Origin of the sequence: Myxococcus sp. MxC21-1, assembly GCF_032612255.1 — a bacterium.
In the GTDB taxonomy this organism is placed as follows: Bacteria; Myxococcota; Myxococcia; order Myxococcales; family Myxococcaceae; genus Myxococcus; species Myxococcus virescens.
In genome coordinates, this window is the sequence record NZ_CP123278.1 from 6417674 (window position 1) to 6436057 (window position 18384).

Here is an 18384-nt window from a genome sequence, read left to right on the forward strand (position 1 = left end):
CAAAGGGCCCTGCTGGGGACATATGAACCGGTCATTAAGAAAGTCTTGACGGAGCCCCCCTCGCTGCGTAGACATTTTAAACGACCGGTTTCAAAGTAGAGGGTGGACATGATGGCGTTCAGTGGCAAGGCGGCGTTGGTGACAGGTGGCACGCGTGGCATCGGCGCCGCCATCGTTCGGCATCTGGCAAAGGGGGGGGCGGACGTCGCCTTCACCTATGCGAACTCTGGCGACAAAGCGGCCACGCTGGTCGGTGAACTCAAGGCACTCGGCCGACGGGCAGTGGCCATCCAGGCGGACAACGGAGACCCCGACGCCGTCCGTGGCGCAGTCGACCGCGCGGCGTCCGAGTTGGGCCGCCTGGACATCCTGGTCAACAACGCCGGCATCTTCCCTTCCGGACCGTTCGAAAAGGTCACACTCGAGGAACTCGACAGGACACTGGCAATCCACGTTCGAGGCGTGTTCGTCGCGTCTCAAGCCGCGCTCGCGCACATGCCGCAGGGTGGCCGCATCATCTCGATTGGTTCCTGCTTCGCGCAGCGCGTGCCCTATGGCGGAGTCACGCTCTACTCGATGAGCAAGTCCGCCTTGATCGGCCTGACGAAGGGCTTGGCACGGGAAGTCGGCGAGCGCGGCATCACCGTGAACGTGATCGACCCCGGGTCGACGGATACCGACATGAATCCGGCGACCGGGCCCGCCGTCGCGGCCGAGTTGGCGCTCATGTCCCTGAAGCACTACGCGCAGCCCGAGGACATCGCCGCCACCGTCGGGCACCTGGCGGGTGCCAGCGGGCGATTCATCACAGGCACCTCCATCGCGGTCGATGGTGGCTTTTCGGCTTGAAGCCGCGACAGCAAGAGGCGTTCATGGCATGGACTGTGTTGATATTGGCCGGGTGTCTGGAGATCGCCTGGGCGCTCGCGCTCAAGCGAGCCGACGGCCTGACCCGGTTCTGGCCCAGCGTCATCGGCATTGGCCTCGCCATGGTCAGCCTGGTGCTGCTGTCGCTCGCCTTGAAGCAACTGCCCGTCGGAACGGCCTACGCTGTCTGGGTGGGGATGGGCATGTGCGGCGTCGCGGTCTTCGGCATGCTATTTCTCGGCGAACAGGTCTCGGCACCACGTATCTTCTTCCTGGTGATGATCGGTATCGGCGTCGCTGGCCTGCGGGCAATCGAGCGATGACTCCGCGCAAGGTGAAGACGAAGAAGCCCTCCGCTGTGATGGGCCGCCCCCGCGGGTTCGACCGCGACGAGGCACTCGTGGAGGCGATGCGGGTGTTTTGGGCGCGCGGCTACGAGGGCACGTCCATCCAGGATCTGGTCGATGCGATGGGCGTCAACAAGCCCAGCCTCTATTCCATCTTCGGCTGCAAGGAAGAGCTCTTCCGCGAAGCCGTTGAGCTCTACGACCGGCTCGAAGGCATTCACACCACCCGCAGCCTGGAGGATGCTCCGTCCGCACGCGCGGCGGTGGAGGAGATGCTGCGCGCCAATGCGCGGGCCTACACCGCCAGCGACAAACCTCGGGGGTGCATGATCGTCCTGTCTTCGCTCCTGGGCTCGCCGGAGAACGAGCGGGTCAGGACCTTCCTCGCGGAGAATCGCCTCAGGGGTGAGCGTGCGCTGAAGCAGCGACTCGAGCGAGGCATTCTCGATGGAGACCTCCCTGCATCCGCCGAGGTGGGGAAGCTCGCCGCGTTCTACACCACGGTGCTGGAGGGCTTGTCGATACAGTCTCGCGATGGCGCCTCCGCGAAGAAGCTCGCCGCCATCATTGATGCCGCGATGCTCGCTTGGCCGACATGAGAGAATACATCTCACGCTTCTTTGACCCAACGAAGCTCAGCGAGTTCCGCACTGCGAACTCTCAACCCTGAGTTGTCCGATTTGACGGGGGCAACTCCAGCCAGTACGCGCCTCAATCCTTGCAACACGCTGACGGGTCGATGCTTCTTCCTGCGGGAGCTCTTCGCACCCGCATCCGGAATGTCGCGCCGCCGCCTTCTGTGGGCAGGTGCTGCAGGCTACCGCCGTGGCCTTCCGAGATGCGGCGGGCGATGGCCAGACCCAACCCGGTTCCACTCCACTGACCTTCCCGGCGCCAAAAGGGCTCGAAGATGTTCTCTCGGTCGGACTCCTCGACGCCGGGGCCGTGATCGACGACGTCGACCGTGACGCTGGACGTGCTGGCTTCCATCCTGACGATCACCGTCCCGCCAGCGGGCTCGGCGCGCAGCGCATTGTCGAGCAGGTTGGCCAACGCCGACCGAAGGCCATCGGCCTGTCCCAGCACCATCTCGGAGGGCGATGCGGCTTCCAGGGCGATGGCTCGTCCGCTCCGCAGCGCCAGCGGCGCCATGTCGCTGATCAGATCACGCAGCTGCTGGACGAGATCCAGCGCTCTCCAATCCGCCGGGGTCTGTCCCTGCATGCGGAAAGCCGCGAGCAGTTGGTCGACCATCAGCCCCAGCCGCGTCGCATCGCGCCGCAGGTCGCGCGTGGCGGGGCTGTCGCCCAGGGAGTCGAGCCGGGCGCAGAGAATCGCCACAGGGGTGCGCAACTCGTGCGCGGCATTGGCGACGAACAGTTGCTGGCGGGAGACGCCGCGCTCGAGCCTTTCCAGCAGCTGATTGATGGCCGTGACGAAGGGCTGGATCTCCTTGGGCACGCCATCGGGCGACAGCCGCTGGTCCAGCGTCTCGAGGCCGATGCCGGATGCGGCGTTGGCGGCCCTCGTGAGGGGTTGTAGCGCGCGACGCAGCATCAGTGGCAGCACGAGGACGGTGGCGAGGACGGCCGAACCAAACAGCTTCATCACGCGCGGAATCAGCGTCCGCAGCGCGGTTGGCAGGTCATCCAGTCCGAGCCGATTGCCGCTCGTCACGACGACCGCGGTCCCGATGCCGTGGACCGGGAACATCGAGACGTTCGCGTGCTGGCCCTCTCCGAGGGCGATCACCGGATCTCCGCACTCAGCGAGCAGCTGCACACACTGCAGGTCGGGGAAGTGCCGATACAGGTCGGCGAGGGTGGGCGCCGGTTCGAGGTTCGCGCCAGGTGCGGCCCAGCCGCGTGGAGAGATCGCGTGGGCGAGCTGCTGCGATGATCCGGGCACCAGGCGGCCGTCCAGGTACACGGCGTAGGCCAGCTGCGGACGTCGTGCCTGATAGGCGCGCAGAGCGCTCGAGGGCTCGATGCGAGGGGCGCCTGCCGGGTCCAGCGTGATCGACTCGGCAACGCGACGTTGGGAGGTCGCGGCGGACAGATCGTCGTGCGAGACGGAGTGGGAGAACACCATCCAGAACAGCATCAGCCCGGTGATGACGATGAGCTGCGTTGCGAGGACGGCCACGATCAGGCGCGGCGCCAGGGAGTCCGTGAGACGCTTCATGGCTCGTCGATAAGATAGCCGACGCCCCGGACCGGGTGCAGCACCACACCCGCACCACAATCCTCGAGCCGCCGTCGCAGCCTGGAGATGTGTGCTTCCAGGGTGTTGGCACTGGGCTCCTCGTCGAACCCGTAGACCTCCTTGATGAGGGTGTCGCGCTGGACGACCCGCCGCGCGCGGCGCATCAGGGCGGCCAGCAGCGAGGCCTCGCGCCGGCGAAGCAGCAGCGGCCTTCCCTGCACCGTCATCTGCCTGGAGCCGAGGTCGTACTCGATGGCGCCGCAGCGCACCGGCTGCAGCTGTCGCGCCTGTGCAGGCCGTCGCAGCACCGAGCGGATGCGCGCCCGTAGCTCGTCTGCATGGAAAGGCTTTCCCATGTAGTCATCCGCACCCGCATCCAGGCCTGCGACTCTCTCCGGGACATCTCCCATCGCGCTGATCACCAGCACGCCCGCCTCCGGCTGCATGGCCCGGAGCTCGGGAATCAGGCACAGGCCGTCGCCATCGGGCAGGCGGCGGTCCAGAAGCACGATCGCGTAGGCGCCCAGGTGAATCGCGCTACGGGCCTCGGTGACCGAAGCCACGGCGTCGACCGAGAAGCCCTGGGACGTCGCTTCATTTGCCACCAGCCGCGCGAGTTCCGGCTCATCCTCGACAAGGAGCGCACGCATGAGTCCCCTCCGTGTCGGCGGACGCTACTCCTCCCGGGGCGAAGGCGCCGCGACAATCAGCGACTGTCAGGCTCGTGCAAGCCTGCGCTGCCAGAAGAGAATGGAAGGAGGTGGGCGATGCCCCCTATGCGAGCACCTGCGTACTGTCCCGGGACCGAGATGACGAACCTCTTCCGTAATTGCTGCCTGGCCGTCCTCCTGACGAGCTGTGCGGGCACCCCTACGGCCAGGGAGCAGGCTGGACCCGGCAGCCGGCGCGAAGCGACCGCCATCGTCGCCAACCTGCGCCGGATCGTGACCCCCATGGGTGTGGAGCGGCTGGAGAAGGTCCGCATCGGCGGGATCGACCAATGGGTCTCGATCCGCGGCGTCGACCGGGCGAATCCCGTGTTGCTGATGCTCCACGGAGGTCCCGGCTTCGTGTCGATGCCGACGAGCTGGTACTTCCAGCGGGGGTGGGAGGAGTACTTCACCGTCATCCAGTGGGATCAGCGCGGTGCTGGAAAAACCTACCTGGCGAATGACCCCTCCGCGGTCGCGGCGACCATGACGGCGGAGCGGTTGATCGCCGATACCGAGGAGATGATTCGCTGGGCACGCAAGGAGCTCGGCAAGGAGAAGATCTTCCTGCTCGGACATTCATGGGGCAGCTACCTCGGCCTGTCCGTAGCGCAACGTCACCCGGAATGGCTGCACGCGTATATCGGAATGGGACAGGCGACCGATGTTCTGGAGAGCGAACGGCGCGGATGGCGCTTTGCCATGGACAGGGCACGCGCAGCCGGAAACGAGGAGGCGATCAGGGAGCTGCAATCGATTGCGCCCTACGCGGCGCATGGCGCTGCGCTCGAGCTGCCCGTCGTCGCGATCCAGCGCAAGTGGCTCGGCTTCTATGGTGGCCAGGTGCACGGGCGGACGGGTGGCCAGGCCGAAGCGGAGGGCTTCGCACTCTCTCCGGAGTACACGGATGCCGAGCTGGCCTCGGTGTGGACCGCCAACGAGCTCTCCGAGGAGAAGCTGTTCCCCGCCGTGTTGCGGGCCGACTTCAGCAACGTGACCCGGCTCGAGTGCCCGATGCTCCTCTTCAATGGCCGGCACGACTACAACGTGTCGGCAAGCGTCGCGGCCGAATGGTTCGAGCGCCTTCACGCACCCATCAAGCACCTGGTCTGGTTCGAGAACTCGGCTCACGAGATCATGAACGAAGAGCCGGGCAAGATGCTGCTGTCGCTGGTCAGGTACGCCCGGCCCATCGCCGAGGCGGCAGGCGATGCACCGAAGCCTGCCTCCCGGGACGCGGCCACCGGGGCGCGATAGGCACGACACGCCACCCTGAAGCCCTACTCCCACTCCAGCGGGCCCTGCGCCGCTGCCACCGGCGCCGCCTGCGTCGGCTCGCCCACGTGAGCCGTGACGGCCACGAGGTCGAGCGTGGCGTGCGCTCGACGTCGAGATTGGATTGGCACCTCCCCTACGGATGCGCCAACGCGTAATCGAGCGCCGCCGTGACCGCCGCCACCTGCGCGTCGCAGCACTGCGCGGGCGTCGCGCGCGGGCTGTCGGGGTAGACCTCGGTGGTCGTCACGTAGCGGGCGCGCGTGATGCCAGCGCACAGTCCGAGCTGGCGGAGTGCGTAGTGGATGACGCCCGGGGCGACGACGGGAGAGCCAATGATCTTGCCGTCGGCGTCTGGCGGGGCGATGTGGGTGACCTTCGCGACCGCGGCGATGACCGCCTGCTGGAAGTCGAGCCGCGGGTTCTCGGTGTCGCCCACGACGTAGAATCCGTCGGGGTGTGGCCGGGCTCGAAGGGCTTGCCGTCGCGCGCGGCCAAGGCGGGGCGGAACTCCGCCTCGTCCGAGTCGGTGGTCTCGTGCAGGTCCACGTGCACGAGCACGCGGTCGCGCAGCGGGGCGACCAGTCGCATGAGGGCCGCCGACTCCTCCGCGGGGCTGGGCTCGCGGAAGGAGCGGTTCGGGTCGATGGCATTCATGTTCCAGCGGTGGATCCGCTCGTAGGCCCACGGGCTGACGCACGGGACGACGAGCAGGTTGAAGCGGCCCGCGTAGCCAGCCGCATGCCGCTCGACGAACTGCAGCGCGCCGTGGACGCCGCTCGTCTCGTAGCCGTGTACCCCACCCGTGACCAGCGCCACCGGCAACCCGTCGCGCCAGTCGCGGCTCGCGAGCGCGAACAGCGGGTACGTGTCCGGCGGGTAGTCCAGCAGACCGTACTGCACCACGTCGAAGCGCGCGCGCAGGCGATCTATCGCGCTCAGCACGTCGGCCGCGTAGCTGCGCTTGCGGGTCTGGCGGGACCGCCAGGCCGTGACTTCCGCCTCACCCCAGGGGCTTCCGGGGGAACCAATAGGGTACGGTGCAGTGCTCATATCGGCGATTCTAGAGCAGGTTGCGGGCCGCTACCCGGGCTTCTCGTGTGTGACATCAGGCATAAGACGGATAGGGCCCCTCAACACCGCGCGGCCTTGGGTGGTCGTCGCGCCAGGGGCAGCCTTGCACCCGCAGTGGGCAGTCCCGGTGATCGAGAGTCGCTCGCCCCTCCAGCTTCCTTCCGGCGTGGGGAATCCGCGAGACTTCACTCAGAAGCACGCCGCCAGAAGAGCCCTTCTCGCACGAAGTGCTCATGGACCCAGCGCTCGCTGGCGGAGGACAGCTGCCATTCGCCACGTCCCTCAAGGACCAGGATGTCACAGCGCGCAAGCATGGGGAGCATGGTCCGCTGCGAGCGCTCATCCTCGAAAGCGGCTCCTGCGTGAGCGAAGCGCCCGGGGGTGCCCAGTGCATCATTCAGCATGAGGCCATAGGGGTCGACGAGGATGGGAGTCCCCTCTGGGATTCCGGGAAGCCGCCCGGCGGCGATTGCCCAAGCCGGTTCGAAGGTGCAAAGGGCTGAATCCGGGGGGACGGAGGCCCGGAGTGAGCTCCCGAGCGTGAGCAGGAAACGGTCTCGCTGATTCGCAGAGCGGATGGCCGCCGGCAACGGAGAGAGTGCGATGAGCATCACCGTGGCGGTGATGAGCGCGGCTTGCGTGCGCGAACGTGTGTCCGCCCAACTCAACACCACGGAGGCCCCCAACCCCGCGAGGACCGCCATGGTAGGCGCCAGGTGGGCGTTGTACTGGGCCCAATAGCTCTTCGACGACAAGAAGGTCACGACCGTCAGAACCCAGGCGGCCGCGAAGAGTCGCTCGGCGACGGCCTCCCTTCGACGAGTTCGGGCCAGGGCCACGACCAAGCCCCATACACAGAGGACGGAGAAGCCCATGCGCCCGTCTCCCAGGACCATGAGAAGTCGGCGCCAGACATCTGACTCGCCATCGGGTGGGCGGAGCAACTGGAACCGAAGAAGGCCATCGAGCATCGCGGCGGGGGCGAGCGCGAAGAAGGGGCCCAGCCAGACCAGCCCCACGGCTGCCGCGACAAGCACGACTCGTAGGGCACGCCGTCCCTGGCCCTCCATGCCGCGAGCCCACACCGCGGCGATGACCCAGGCGCCGGCTGTCAGCTTGATGGCGCACGCGGTGGCAAGAAGGGCTCCGGCCAGCAGATCCCCCTTCCACCGTGAGGCATCAGCCCCATGCCGCAGCCAAACCCATGCCATGCCAAGACAGGCGAGGTTGAGCAGTGGCTCCAGGAAGGGCCCGCGCTCGGTGGCGGCCGCTTCTGGGAAGACGGCATAGGCGAGCGCGGCCACGACGCCTGCCCTGACGCCCCATTGCTCCTGAGCGATGCGTCCGCACAGAAGCGTGCTCAGTGCCCCGATCCCGGGGACGAGCCAACGGACCACTGCGAATGCCAGCGCTGCGTCGAAGCCACGTGCGAGCGCGGCCACTGGCGCCAGCAACATGGCAATCCCAGGAGGGTGGACGAAGAAGTAGTCACGGTAGGGCAATACACCATGGGCGAGAAGTGCGGCGGCACTGAAATAGACGCCCTCGTCGTAGTCCACGGGATGCCCGAAAGCGCCTCCCCGGTGGAAGAAGCCCGCGATGCGCAGCAGCCACGCCCCTGAAGCGATGAGCACCAGGGGCCACCAGGGCAGGTGGAAACGGGGAGTAGAGAGATTCGACGAACGCACCTGGACACGCGTACTAAAGGCATCCCGGTGTGTCGAGAAGGCGCAAGTCAGTTCATGCGGCGCACATCGCCAGTCGAACTCCTGACTTGACTCACTGAATCATCCGGAGACATCACTCTTTTTAATACTGACAGGTCCCGTGTGTGGCGATTCAGGAGTCCCCATTCATGGGGAGTGCTCATGCACAGCCGATGCATCGGCCTCGTCTTTGCGCGTCTCATTCAAGGAGACTGCGCACTGACAACCCTCGTCCGCTTCTCCGTCCAGGAGACTCGACGCCTGTTGCTGGCACTCTGGCGACGTCACCACCAAGCCGGCGCCAGGCAATGCCACTACCGGGCACGAAGCGCCAGACTCAAACGACAACTGTAGGTTCTCCGCCTCCCGCGGAATGCGGCCCATCTGCTCCTCAATAAACCTGCTCTTCCTCACGACCGACCTGCCTCCTGGCCGCGAGGACGCTCTCACGCTTCAACGGGTCCGAAAATTGGGGGAGCAGACCATCGAGGAGCGCGCCCATTCCTTCGCACCCGACTCAGATCGACTGACGATACCCGAAGAACTCGTGATCTTCATCGTAGCCGCCGTACCCGCCTCCCACTTCGAGGAAGTCAGCGACGAACTCGATGCCGGCAATCCACTTCACTTGCTTGAAGCCGAGCTGAACCTCGTTGCGCAAGCAGCCAGACCAGGTTGAACCAACGGTTCGCGCCGATTTGCAGGCGAGGGGCGATACCGAGGGCGGCCGGAATGGAGCCGGCCCAGGTCTTCGGATCGACGACGTCCTCGCCCTTGGTGAGGCGCTCTCGCAGCTCCTTCACCAGCTCCGGTGAGACGCGGTCGGCTCCAGAGGGTGGCGTGGCGGTCGGTTTCGGTGGGTCTGCTATTTCACGGGCTCCTGAGCGGCGACTCGGCTTCGCGCGGATCCCCTAGAGCGAGAGCGAACCGCCTCCTCTGCAGAAGTTGCACATCGGCAGGCATCGCTGCGTTGGCCTCAATGGTGCGACTCCGGCGCGATTAGAAGGCTTCGCCGTGGCCCAGCGTCGGCGGCATGAATGAGGCCTCGGGCCAAGAGCGCGCTACCGAGCGAGCAGAAATACAAATATCCACGCTGCTCGCCGAAGCGGCGGATCAGGCGCTCGAGCGCAGGTCCCGGCTCGACATGCATCAATCCCGAGAGCCCGCGAATGACCCCGACATCCCCCTCCGGGAACACCTCCAGCCGGCCCAAGCCGCGCAGGAGAACCAAGGCCGCGCTCCAGGGGCCAATACCGGGGAGCCCAGTGAGCATCCGCATCGCCTCGGCGCTGCTCATTTGCGTGAGCATGGCCTCTGTCACATCGCCCGCTTGGACGGCGGCGGCGGCCGCGCGGAGTGCCTCGGCCTTCCTCGCGCTCAAGCCACAGGAGCGAATCGCGTCGAGCCGCGCCTCGGCGAGCGCAGCAGCAGTCGGAAAGGCGTACCGTTCTTGCCCCTCGTGCGGCAAGGACCGGCCGAAGCGCTCTACCAAACGGCGAACGACTGCGACCCCGGCGTCCAGGCTGACCTGCTGGAACGGGATGACGTTCGCGAACGTCTCGAAGAGGCTGGGGAACCGTGGCGGCCGCATACCGCGCAGCGCACGCGCAACGGGGCCGAGCTTGCGCTCGGCTTGGAGCAGCCGATCGAGCGGCTCCGGGTCCACATCGAGTCCGAGCCCCCGCCGCAACACCCGAGAGATCTCGGCATGCGCTCCGCGCGAGTCATCCCCATCGAGCACGCGGAACCGGACCTGCGGCTCGTCCACCGTCCCCTGATTCGAGACCTCGACCAGCACGAGTCCATCGGAGACCGTGAGCGCTCGCAGGTACCGTCCGTCCTCCCAGACGTCGACGAGGTTCGTCGGCCGCCGCTGCAGCACGCGCACGGTCGCCTCGAGGTGAAACGGCGCGCGCGTATCGAGGGATGAGCCGAGGCCCGCCGGATACGTGAGCCGCGTGCCATCGACATGGGCGAAGTCGGTCATCCGGTGCGGCGTCGACCGGGTTCGGCTGGTGATGTGCTCGACCTGCGCACCGCGAACTGTCAGGGCGTCTGCGACCAGGGAGCGATGGCAACGCCAGGGCACGGCTTCGGCGCACATCAACGCTACCGTGCCTTCCATGACCAGCTCACGCAGCTCAGCCAGCCCAGACTCGAACTCGTCCGTCAGCATGTAGTCCGCGTACCCGCGGAAGCTCGCATTGCGCCACCCCATGTTCGGTGAGTCCCCGCGCGCGTGCCGCAGCCCTCCGAGCGCGGGGAGATGGACGTAACGGAGGTGATGCCGGCGAAGCGCGGAGCGAAGCGCCTCGCGTTCGAATTGCGGATTGTGGCGCGAGCGCGGGATCGTCCTGATATCAGCCACGATGGAGACGCCGAACGGTCGAAGGAGCGCGATGAGCTCGTCGAGCGTTCGCGTCGAATGGCCGACGGTATAGAGTTGGACGCCTTGCCAGCTCCTTGCCCCGCGCATCGACTTTCTACGCCTCCCTCATGGGCTCTTCCATCCGAGCGTGAGCAGGAACGCGCTCTCCTCGAGCGCCTCCACGTCATGGCGCAGGCCTTTCTCGAGGACGAGCAAACGCCCGAACGGCAGCTCCACGGTCTTGTCGGGCAGGCGCAGTCGCACGTGCCCGGAGAGCGCGTGGACCGACACGGTTTCGCTGGCGCGATGCTCGGCCATCCGTGCGCCGGCCTTCATCGCGATGAGGACGATGCGCAGGTCGGGCTCGCGCACCAGAGTCCGCGCCGTGTGGCCCTCCCGCAGGTAGGCGTCTTCTCGCCGCATTTCACGCTCGACTGCCGCCAGGTCGAACGTGGCCCCGCCCCCGAGATGTGTCGGTTTGGTCATGCCGTTCCTCCTCTTTCTGGGTCTTGGCTCTGGGCGTCCGCCTTGGGCTCGCGCCCCACTTCGCGTTGGGATGCGATCGATGCCCGGAGCCATTCATGGTTCATGAGCGCGATGGTATCGATGCTGATCGACTTCGGGCACGCCGCCTGGCACTCGCCGTGCCAGGTGCAGTTGCCAAAGCCCTCCTCATCCATGCGCGCGACCATGGAGAGCACCCGCCGCTCCAGCGACTGGCGAACATCAATCATCCGGCACCTTCCGCAGACGTTGGCCCGCGCCCCTGGCAAAGAGGTGAGTTGGGCACCCAGGCCACTCACTGCAAGCCCGACGCCCCGTATGTCCCGCGAGTGCACAACGCCCATGTCGAGTCTGCGACGTAGGTGTGGCGTAGCGCCTCATCGAGCGCGATTTGAACGTCACAGAAGCGGCCGCGCGAGCGCTGCGAGAGCTCTCGGGCGACGATGCCCACCGCGTCCCCTGCTTCATGCGTTGCATGCACGGCCTTTCCTTGAAGGTGGGACCTGCGCCAACGGCCGCTGCGTGGATCCGCCCAGTACATCAGGCGCGCATCAAGACGACTTGGGACTCCGTTGAGGGTGGCGTGCAGGACGAGGAGGGCAGCTGACGGGGGGCGTCCGAGCTGTGAGCCAGGCCGGTAGAGAGGCCGAGCAGCCCCCTTGGGGTACACGCCTGTCCAGGCCGCCCTCCCACGAGGGGCGCGGCAGGGGCCTGGGCCTGTTGGCGATGGCTTGAGCCTCAACACCACGCGGCCTGGGATGGTCCTCGCGCCGGGGCCAGCCTTACACTCGCCGTGGGCAGTCCCAGGTTTCGAGAAACGCCCGCGACAGGCCCGTCCCGAGACTTCCGAGGGTGGGGCTTTTCGTGTCAGGATTGAATGAGCAACCGGTGCACGCGTCGATGCGCCACTCCGCCGGACTTCACCAGCGCGGACCCATTCCTCTTCCTAGGAGCAAACCTCATGAAGCGGCTCATCCAGGGGCTATCCCTGACATCTCTATGTCTCTCTCTGGCGGCTTGTGGTGCCAACAAGTACTACACGCTGCCCGTCGACTCGCATGACGCCTCGACGACCAAGACGTCCATCGGCGTCTGCGCCCTGGAGAGCGGTCTCGAGTCGCAGTCCATGGACAACACGGCCATCGCCGTCACCTACGATGCGACCTCCATGATGTATTTCCGTTACAATGGGATGGACGCGTACACCTTCCATGTCTCCGTGGACGATAAGCAGGTTCCTCCGGAGGAGCTGGAGGCGAAGCTCGCCACGGTGCGCAAGAAGGGCGAGGAGCTGTACCTCTGCGCCCAGGACCGCATCAACCCGCGCTACGTCGCCGCCCCTACCCACGCGCCCGCGCAGACGAACGTCACCATCAACCTGAACGCCCCGGGCGAGAACTCGCAGGACGCCCTGTCCGCTGGCGCATCGGTGTCGACGAACACGAACACGGCTTCTGCCTCGACGACGCCCTCCTCCGCGTCGATGGACCTGGGCGAGGGCACCTGCGCCCGCGCCGTAGACTGCTATGCGCGGCTGGCCAAGACGGTCTGCGAGGGCGCGCAGGACTGCAGCTTCAAGGTGGAGATGTCCGGCAACGACGAGGCGGGCTGCCGTGACGCGCTGCTCCGCGTCCCGGACCTGATTCAGCCGTTCAAGATGATTCGCCCCAACCTCTCCGCGCCGGCCGTCTGCCGCGCCGAGTAGTCCGCTGGACCAGCCCGCCTCCGGTGCAGTGCCGGAGCGCGGGCGTCAGCGGCCTCCGGTTTCCCGGCCCGTGAGGCACGACGGAGTGGACTCCCTTGGCTGGGGTGGCGCCGGGGAAGGCCTACTCCTGGAACGACTGGGTGAGCTTCGCGATGGCCCCTGGAAGGCCCCGCACGCGCAGCCGGCTGCCGCTCTCGTCGTAGGCCTGGGACACCACCGTGGTGTGCTCGTACACCTCGCTGATGCGCCCCTGCCGGGAGTAGGGAATCACCAGGTCCGCCTCCACCATCGAGGACTCGAAGAAGGCGATGATGTTCTTGCGCAGCATCGCCACGTCGTCCGGCAGGTGCGCGGAGAGCATCAGGGCATCCGGGTGCATTGCGAGCAGCGCTTCCTTCGCCGCCGCGTCCAGCCGGTCCGCCTTGTTGAAGATCAGCTTGCTCGGTACGGCGTCCGCGCCGATATCCCGGAGCACCGTGCGGGTGACCTCCAGTTGCGCGGCCCACGTGGGGTCCGACGCATCCACCACGTAGAGCAGCAGTGACGCTTCCAGGGCCTCGTCCAGCGTGGAGCGGAAGGACGCGACCAGGTCGTGCGGCAGCTTCTGGATGAAGCCCACCGTGTCGGAGACCAGGATGCGCGGACGGGTCTCCGGCTGCATCGCGCGCACCGTGGTGTCGAGCGTGGCGAAGAGCTGGTCCGCGACCAGCACCGTGCTGCCCGTCAACGCACGCATCAGCGAAGACTTGCCCGCGTTCGTGTAGCCCACCAAAGCCACCCGCAGCAGGTCCCTTCGCGCGTAGCGGCGGTGGTCCTGGTCCTTCTGGATGGCCGCCAGTCCCTCGCGCAGCTCCGCCAGCCGGTCGCGAATCTTGCGGCGGTCCAGCTCCAGCGCCGAGTCACCCGCGCCACGCCCCTGCTGCCGCTCGCGGCCTCCGGTGGATTCGCGCAGCCGGGGGCCGGTAGTTGAGCCGGGCGATCTCCACCTGCATCCGCGCTTCGTGGCTCTTCGCGTGCCGGTGGAAGATGTCGACAATCACGCCCGCGCGGTCCAGCACCATCGCGCCCGTGGCCTTCTCCAGGTTGCGCAGCTGGCCGGGCGACAGCTCGTGGTCCACGACCACCACGGTGGGCCGGGGCCCCGCCTTGTCGTCTCCTTCCCAAGACGGAGGCAGCAGCGCGTCCCCCGGCTCCACGTCGTCGGCTTCCTCTTCGACGGCCTCGCCCTCGGGGCCGAGCTCCGTGTTGGCGGCGGCCTCCCACTTCTCGCGGGCCTTCGACGTCCGGTCGCTCGCCCCGGACGTAATCACGCCCGAACCTCCGGTGAGGGCCGCCAGCTCCTTGAGCTTGCCCGTCCCGAGCACCGTGCCCGTGGCCAGCCGCGCCCGCTTCTGGGACACGGTCGCCACCGTGTCATACCCCAGCGTGTGCACCAGCCGGCGCAGCTCCGCGAAGTCCGCGGCGTGCTCTTCGTCCGAGACGCCCGGAAGCTGGACACCGACGAGGACGGCACGCAGACGTTCAGGGAGGGTAGATATCGCCATGCGCATCCTCGTAACACGTCGGGCCGTCCCGCGACGGGGCGAGTCCACGCCCCCCGCCCCCCACTGGGTCCGGGCGGCACCTTGCCTGGATGGGGAGGGGGCAGGAATACCGGGGGCGGACCTCCCGGGCAGGGTAGGCTTCCGCGTCCTCGCGCCACCCAAGGCTTCCATCCCATGACATTCGCTTCGCTCGGCCTGTCGGACGCGCTCACCCGCGCCGTGGCCGGACTCGGATACGACGAACCCACGCCGGTGCAGCGCGCGACCATCCCCGTGGTCCTGCGAGGTGGCGATGTCTGGGCTTCGGCGAAGACGGGCTCGGGGAAGACCGCCGCGTTCCTGCTGCCCATCCTGGAAGCCCTGCGGGCGCGTCCCGGCGGGTCGGTCCGACCGGTGCGGGCCTTCATCCTGGTGCCCACGCGGGAGCTCGCCGCGCAGATCGTCGATTCCATCCAACGGTACGGCCAACACCTGAAGAAGCCGCTGAAGACCTGCCTCGCGGTCGGTGGCGTCTCCGCCAACCCGCAGATGCTGGCGCTGCGGGGCGGCGCGGACATCGTCGTGGCCACGCCCGGCCGCGCGCTGGACCTGGTGCATCAGAACGCGCTCCGGCTGGACCAGGTGGAGACGCTGGTGCTCGACGAGGCCGACCGACTGTTCTCGCTGGGCTTCGCCGATGAGCTCAACAGCCTGCTGGCGCTGCTGCCCACGCGCCGCCAGAACCTGTTGTTCTCCGCCACCTTCCCGCCCGCGGTGCGGAAGTTCGCGGAGCAGTTGCTGCACGAGCCCACGCGCATCGACGTCGATGAGGGGGAGCTGCCCTCGACGGAGTTCATCCTCCAGCGGGCCCTCCTGGTGGATGTGCCCCGGCGCACGATGCTGCTGCGGCACCTGTTGGAAACACATGCGTGGAGCCATGTGCTCACGTTCGTGGCCAGTCGCTACGCGGCGGACCATGTCGCGCTGAAGCTGAACCGGGCCGGCATCGTCGCGACGTCATTGCATGGGGAACTCAGCCAGGGCGCGCGCACGCAGGCGCTCGCGGACTTCAAGGCGAAGCGCGTGCGCGTGCTCGTGGCCACGGACGTCGCCGCTCGCGGCCTGGACATCGCGCAGTTGCCGGCGGTCGTGAACTACGACCTGCCCCGCTCGACCGCGGACTACGTGCATCGCATCGGCCGCACGGGGCGCGCGGGCGACAAGGGCGTGGCGATCAGCTTCGTCAGCGCGGGCACCGAAGCCCACTTCCGACTCATCGAGAAACGCCACCAGTTCGACCTCCCACGCGAGCAGGTGCCGGGCTTCGAGCCGACGAAAGAGGTCTCGACGCTCACGTCGCCCCTGGATCCGAACGGCGGCGTGAAGGGGCGGCGCAAGAGCAAGAAGGACAAGCTGCGCGAAGCCGCCGCTGCCGCCGCCACTCGCCCTCCGAAGCAAGGGCCGTAGCTGCTCCTGCTCCCGCGTGTCCAGCAAGGCCACGTGCGATTTCGCGGCCATCAATGAGGATGCCACCCTTCCCTCCCCGGGTGCTCCCCTTTGAACACGTGCGCCGCATGAACGGAAAACCGAGGAGGGATCAGAAACCTGAGGGCGAAGCCGGTAGCGTGTCCGGAATCCCTCGAGGCCTCGGCCCCGTGGCCCTGGACCGGAGGAACACCCCGTGCGTCGTGATGTCGCCGTGCTGCTTGAGAACGCCCCGCCGCGGCGCCGGGCCCTGTCAGAAGCGGCGTTCGTGTTCCTCGCCGTCCTCGGGCCCTCGTCGGCGGGCCCCGCGGGTCGGGTCGTCCTGGCCGTGCTCGCGGTCGCGCTGCTCGCCTGGGGACTGGCCCTGCTGCGCCCCTGGGAGGCCACGCGCGCGGGCGCCTGGCTGGGCGTCCTGGGGCTCCTGGTGGCGCTGGGCGGCACGGGCGCTGGCGCCTGGGTCGCCACTGCGGCGGAGCAGGAGAAGGGCTTCTCCCTGTCCATGGCGCCCCTGTGCATCCGCGCCCTGGGGATGATCCTGCTGGTGGCGGTGCTGGTGTGGCGCGACGGACAGGGGCCCGCGCAGGTGGGGCTGGCGCGCGAGGGCTGGGCGAAGGAGCTGCTGCTCGGCGTACCGGTGCTCGTCGCCACCTACGCGGTGCACATCGCCGCGTCGGTGCCCATGGCGTCCGTCGCCGTGGCGTTGAAGCTGGCCGACAAGGAGATGCTGGCGCGCAAGGGCTTGGCCGCCGCGCTCATGGACACCGGCCTGGACGTGCCCGCCTTCGCGGCCATCATGGTGCTGGTGACAGGCTTCGAGGAGTTCGTCTTCCGGGGCTTCCTCGTGCCCCGCCTGCGCGTGGTGCTGGACCGCTGGGTGCCCGCGGTGCTGGTCGCGGCCGTGCTGTTCTCCGTGGGCCACTTCTACGAAGGCACGCTCGCCGTCTTCCAGACCTTCGTGATGGGAGCCTGGTTCGGGTTCGTCTTCTGGTTCCGAGGACGCCTGCTGCCCCTGGTTGTCGCGCACGCGGCCTTCAACACCATCAGCTTCGCGCTGGTGATGTGGCTGTCGAAGTCAGGCTTCCTGGACAAGCTGCCGCCGCTTTGACGGCAACCCGGCCCCGGTGTCGTCCCGGGTGAGTCCCTGTAGTGCCCCCTTCGCTGGAGGAAAGTCAGACGCGGAGTACGGCGACGGGAGGCGGAGTGCCTCCCACCGCGAGCCCACGCGGTGTAGGGTACGCGAGTGCTGCTCAACGACGGCTATGTGTATCGCGAGAAGCTCGGGCGCCAACCGGGCAGCAGCGCGCTCGCCCATCTGACGGACAAGTATCGTCACTCCTCGGAGGAGGAGTGGCGGGCACGCTTCGCTCGGGGCGAGGTGCGACTCGACGACGTCACCGCCGACGGCTCGGAACCGCTGAGGCCAGGGCAGTGGCTGTGCTGGCACCGCCCGCCGTGGGAAGAGGCGGACACTCCGCAATCCTTCGAGCTCGTGTACGAGGACGCGGCGTTGGTCGTCGTGGTGAAGCCGAGCGGACTGCCGACCCTGCCCTCGGGAGGCTTCCTGAAGAACACCCTGCTCGCCTTCGTCCAGGCACGATGGCCGGAGGCGGTTCCCATGCACCGCCTGGGACGCGCGACGTCGGGCCTCGTGCTCTTCACCCGCACCCGCGACGCAGCCGCGCGCCTGGCGAGCGATTGGCGCGAGGGCCGCGTGCACAAGCGCTACCGCGCACTCTCCCAGGGACTCGCCGCCCAGGAGTCCTACGACATCCGCGCGCCCATCGGGTTGGTACCCCATCCGCGGCTGGGCGAAGTCCATGGTGCCAGTGCGCGGGGAAAGCCCTCACACAGCACGGCCCGGGTGCTGGAGCGGCGCACCGAGCACACCCTCTTCGAGGTGGACATCCACACGGGCCGCTCCGAACAGATCCGCATCCACCTCGCCTTCATCGGCCACCCGCTCGTGGGGGACCCGCTCTTCGGCGTGGGCGGCCTGCCGCTGGCGGAGAACCCCGGCCTGCCCGGAGACGGCGGCTATCTGCTGCACGCGGAGTCGCTCACCTTCCTGCATCCGCGCTCGGGCGAGCACGTTCAGCTTCAGGCGCCACCCCCACTCGAGCTCCGCGTCCAGGACACCTGACGGTCGCGCCCGGACTCATCCCTCGGGCCACGCGTGCGCGCCGGCCACATCCACCACGCTGGCCCCAGGCGCCTCCGCCTCCCGCAGGATGCGGACCATCTGCTCCTCGGTAAACCTGTTCTTCCTCACGACCAACCTACCTCCTGGCCGCGAGGACTCTCTCACGCTTCAACGGGTCCGAAAATCGGGGGGCAGACCACAGTGGCACGAGCAGGGGCTTTTGCCTTTGTGCAGGGAATGGGCAGTCGTGCCTTGACCTTCACAGTCCCTGTGTCACGCGCTGCACGCCACGCGGGCGGACTTCCGAGCTGTGCCTCACGCCGCCTGGGGCATGTGGTTTGCCTTTACAGGCCACGCATGGCCGGCCGGAGCCAACTGACCAGGGATGGATGATGCTTCAGGTGCATGAGCGCGGCCTCATTGCCGCACTGTTGATAGGACTCCTCGCGGCGTGCTCCGGTTCCAGTTCGGAGGG

16 protein-coding genes and 2 pseudogenes are annotated in these 18384 nt (G+C 67.7%); 8 read left to right on the forward strand and 10 right to left on the reverse strand.

What is annotated here, in order from left to right:
- The first annotated feature begins 102 nt into the window (after positions 1-102).
- The 3 genes from QEG98_RS28360 to QEG98_RS28370 all read left to right on the forward strand — a co-directional run bounded on the left by QEG98_RS28360 (position 103) and on the right by QEG98_RS28370 (position 1813).
- The gene (locus QEG98_RS28360; protein WP_141257343.1) at positions 103-849 is read left to right on the forward strand and encodes a 3-oxoacyl-ACP reductase family protein; all 747 of its coding nucleotides are present in this window, start codon (positions 103-105) and stop codon (positions 847-849) included.
- Positions 850-872: 23 nt separating this feature from the next.
- Positions 873-1190: a DMT family transporter gene (locus QEG98_RS28365; protein WP_090491741.1), complete on the forward strand. Its 318-nt coding sequence runs from the start codon at positions 873-875 to the stop codon at positions 1188-1190.
- A gap of 86 nt (positions 1191-1276) precedes the next feature.
- A complete protein-coding gene (locus QEG98_RS28370) occupies positions 1277-1813 on the forward strand; it encodes a TetR/AcrR family transcriptional regulator (RefSeq protein ID WP_316567975.1) in 537 nt (178 codons plus the stop codon).
- A gap of 112 nt (positions 1814-1925) precedes the next feature.
- Here QEG98_RS28370 and QEG98_RS28375 read toward each other — a convergent pair whose 3' ends face one another.
- Together QEG98_RS28375 and QEG98_RS28380 are read right to left on the reverse strand one after the other, a co-directional pair.
- Complete coding sequence (locus QEG98_RS28375) at positions 1926-3398, reverse strand: HAMP domain-containing sensor histidine kinase (RefSeq protein WP_316563523.1); 1473 nt, start codon at positions 3396-3398, stop codon at positions 1926-1928.
- Complete coding sequence (locus QEG98_RS28380) at positions 3395-4069, reverse strand: response regulator transcription factor (protein ID WP_011555180.1); 675 nt, start codon at positions 4067-4069, stop codon at positions 3395-3397. Before QEG98_RS28380 ends, QEG98_RS28375 begins: the two co-directional genes overlap by 4 nt.
- Before the next feature lie 159 nt (positions 4070-4228).
- On the opposite strand from QEG98_RS28380, the gene QEG98_RS28385 reads away from it, so the two are divergent.
- The gene (locus QEG98_RS28385) at positions 4229-5386 is read left to right on the forward strand and encodes an alpha/beta hydrolase (protein WP_316563524.1); all 1158 of its coding nucleotides are present in this window, start codon (positions 4229-4231) and stop codon (positions 5384-5386) included.
- A gap of 264 nt (positions 5387-5650) precedes the next feature.
- Here QEG98_RS28385 and QEG98_RS28390 read toward each other — a convergent pair whose 3' ends face one another.
- From QEG98_RS28390 to QEG98_RS28415, 6 genes are all read right to left on the reverse strand, one after another.
- Positions 5651-6349, reverse strand: coding sequence for a M14 family metallocarboxypeptidase (locus QEG98_RS28390; protein ID WP_316563525.1), 699 nt, complete (start codon positions 6347-6349; stop codon positions 5651-5653).
- Positions 6350-6663: 314 nt separating this feature from the next.
- Positions 6664-8112 carry a hypothetical protein gene (locus QEG98_RS28395; protein WP_316563526.1) on the reverse strand — a complete coding sequence of 483 codons (1449 nt, stop codon included), beginning with the start codon at positions 8110-8112 and terminating at the stop codon, positions 6664-6666.
- Positions 8113-8777: 665 nt separating this feature from the next.
- Positions 8778-8987 (reverse strand): hypothetical protein, encoded by a 210-nt coding sequence (locus QEG98_RS28400; RefSeq protein WP_316563527.1) that lies wholly within the window; start codon positions 8985-8987, stop codon positions 8778-8780.
- Positions 8988-9160: 173 nt separating this feature from the next.
- Complete coding sequence (locus QEG98_RS28405; protein WP_316563528.1) at positions 9161-10660, reverse strand: DUF488 family protein; 1500 nt, start codon at positions 10658-10660, stop codon at positions 9161-9163.
- Between the two features lie 18 nt (positions 10661-10678).
- Positions 10679-11038: a cupin domain-containing protein gene (locus QEG98_RS28410; protein WP_316563529.1), complete on the reverse strand. Its 360-nt coding sequence runs from the start codon at positions 11036-11038 to the stop codon at positions 10679-10681.
- Positions 11035-11286: a hypothetical protein gene (locus QEG98_RS28415; RefSeq protein WP_316563530.1), complete on the reverse strand. Its 252-nt coding sequence runs from the start codon at positions 11284-11286 to the stop codon at positions 11035-11037. The genes QEG98_RS28410 and QEG98_RS28415 overlap by 4 nt, the downstream gene beginning before the upstream one ends.
- A 731-nt stretch (positions 11287-12017) precedes the next feature.
- Here QEG98_RS28415 and QEG98_RS28420 point away from each other — a divergent pair.
- A complete protein-coding gene (locus QEG98_RS28420) occupies positions 12018-12761 on the forward strand; it encodes a hypothetical protein (protein WP_316563531.1) in 744 nt (247 codons plus the stop codon).
- Between the two features lie 121 nt (positions 12762-12882).
- On the opposite strand, the pseudogene hflX reads toward QEG98_RS28420, so the two are convergent.
- A pseudogene (hflX, locus tag QEG98_RS28425) lies at positions 12883-14311 on the reverse strand (GTPase HflX).
- Positions 14312-14479: 168 nt separating this feature from the next.
- Here hflX and QEG98_RS28430 point away from each other — a divergent pair.
- The 3 genes from QEG98_RS28430 (at position 14480) to QEG98_RS28440 (ending at position 17909) form a co-directional block, all read left to right on the forward strand.
- The gene (locus tag QEG98_RS28430) at positions 14480-15751 is read left to right on the forward strand and encodes a DEAD/DEAH box helicase (RefSeq protein WP_316563532.1); all 1272 of its coding nucleotides are present in this window, start codon (positions 14480-14482) and stop codon (positions 15749-15751) included.
- A gap of 214 nt (positions 15752-15965) precedes the next feature.
- Positions 15966-16874 (forward strand): CPBP family intramembrane glutamic endopeptidase, encoded by a 909-nt coding sequence (locus tag QEG98_RS28435; protein WP_316563533.1) that lies wholly within the window; start codon positions 15966-15968, stop codon positions 16872-16874.
- 135 nt (positions 16875-17009) lie between these two features.
- Positions 17010-17909 carry an RluA family pseudouridine synthase gene (locus QEG98_RS28440; RefSeq protein WP_316563534.1) on the forward strand — a complete coding sequence of 300 codons (900 nt, stop codon included), beginning with the start codon at positions 17010-17012 and terminating at the stop codon, positions 17907-17909.
- Positions 17910-17942: 33 nt separating this feature from the next.
- Here the strand turns inward: QEG98_RS28440 and QEG98_RS28445 are convergent.
- Positions 17943-18038: pseudogene (locus QEG98_RS28445) on the reverse strand (transposase); the annotation flags it as partial.
- Positions 18039-18384 lie beyond the last annotated feature (346 nt).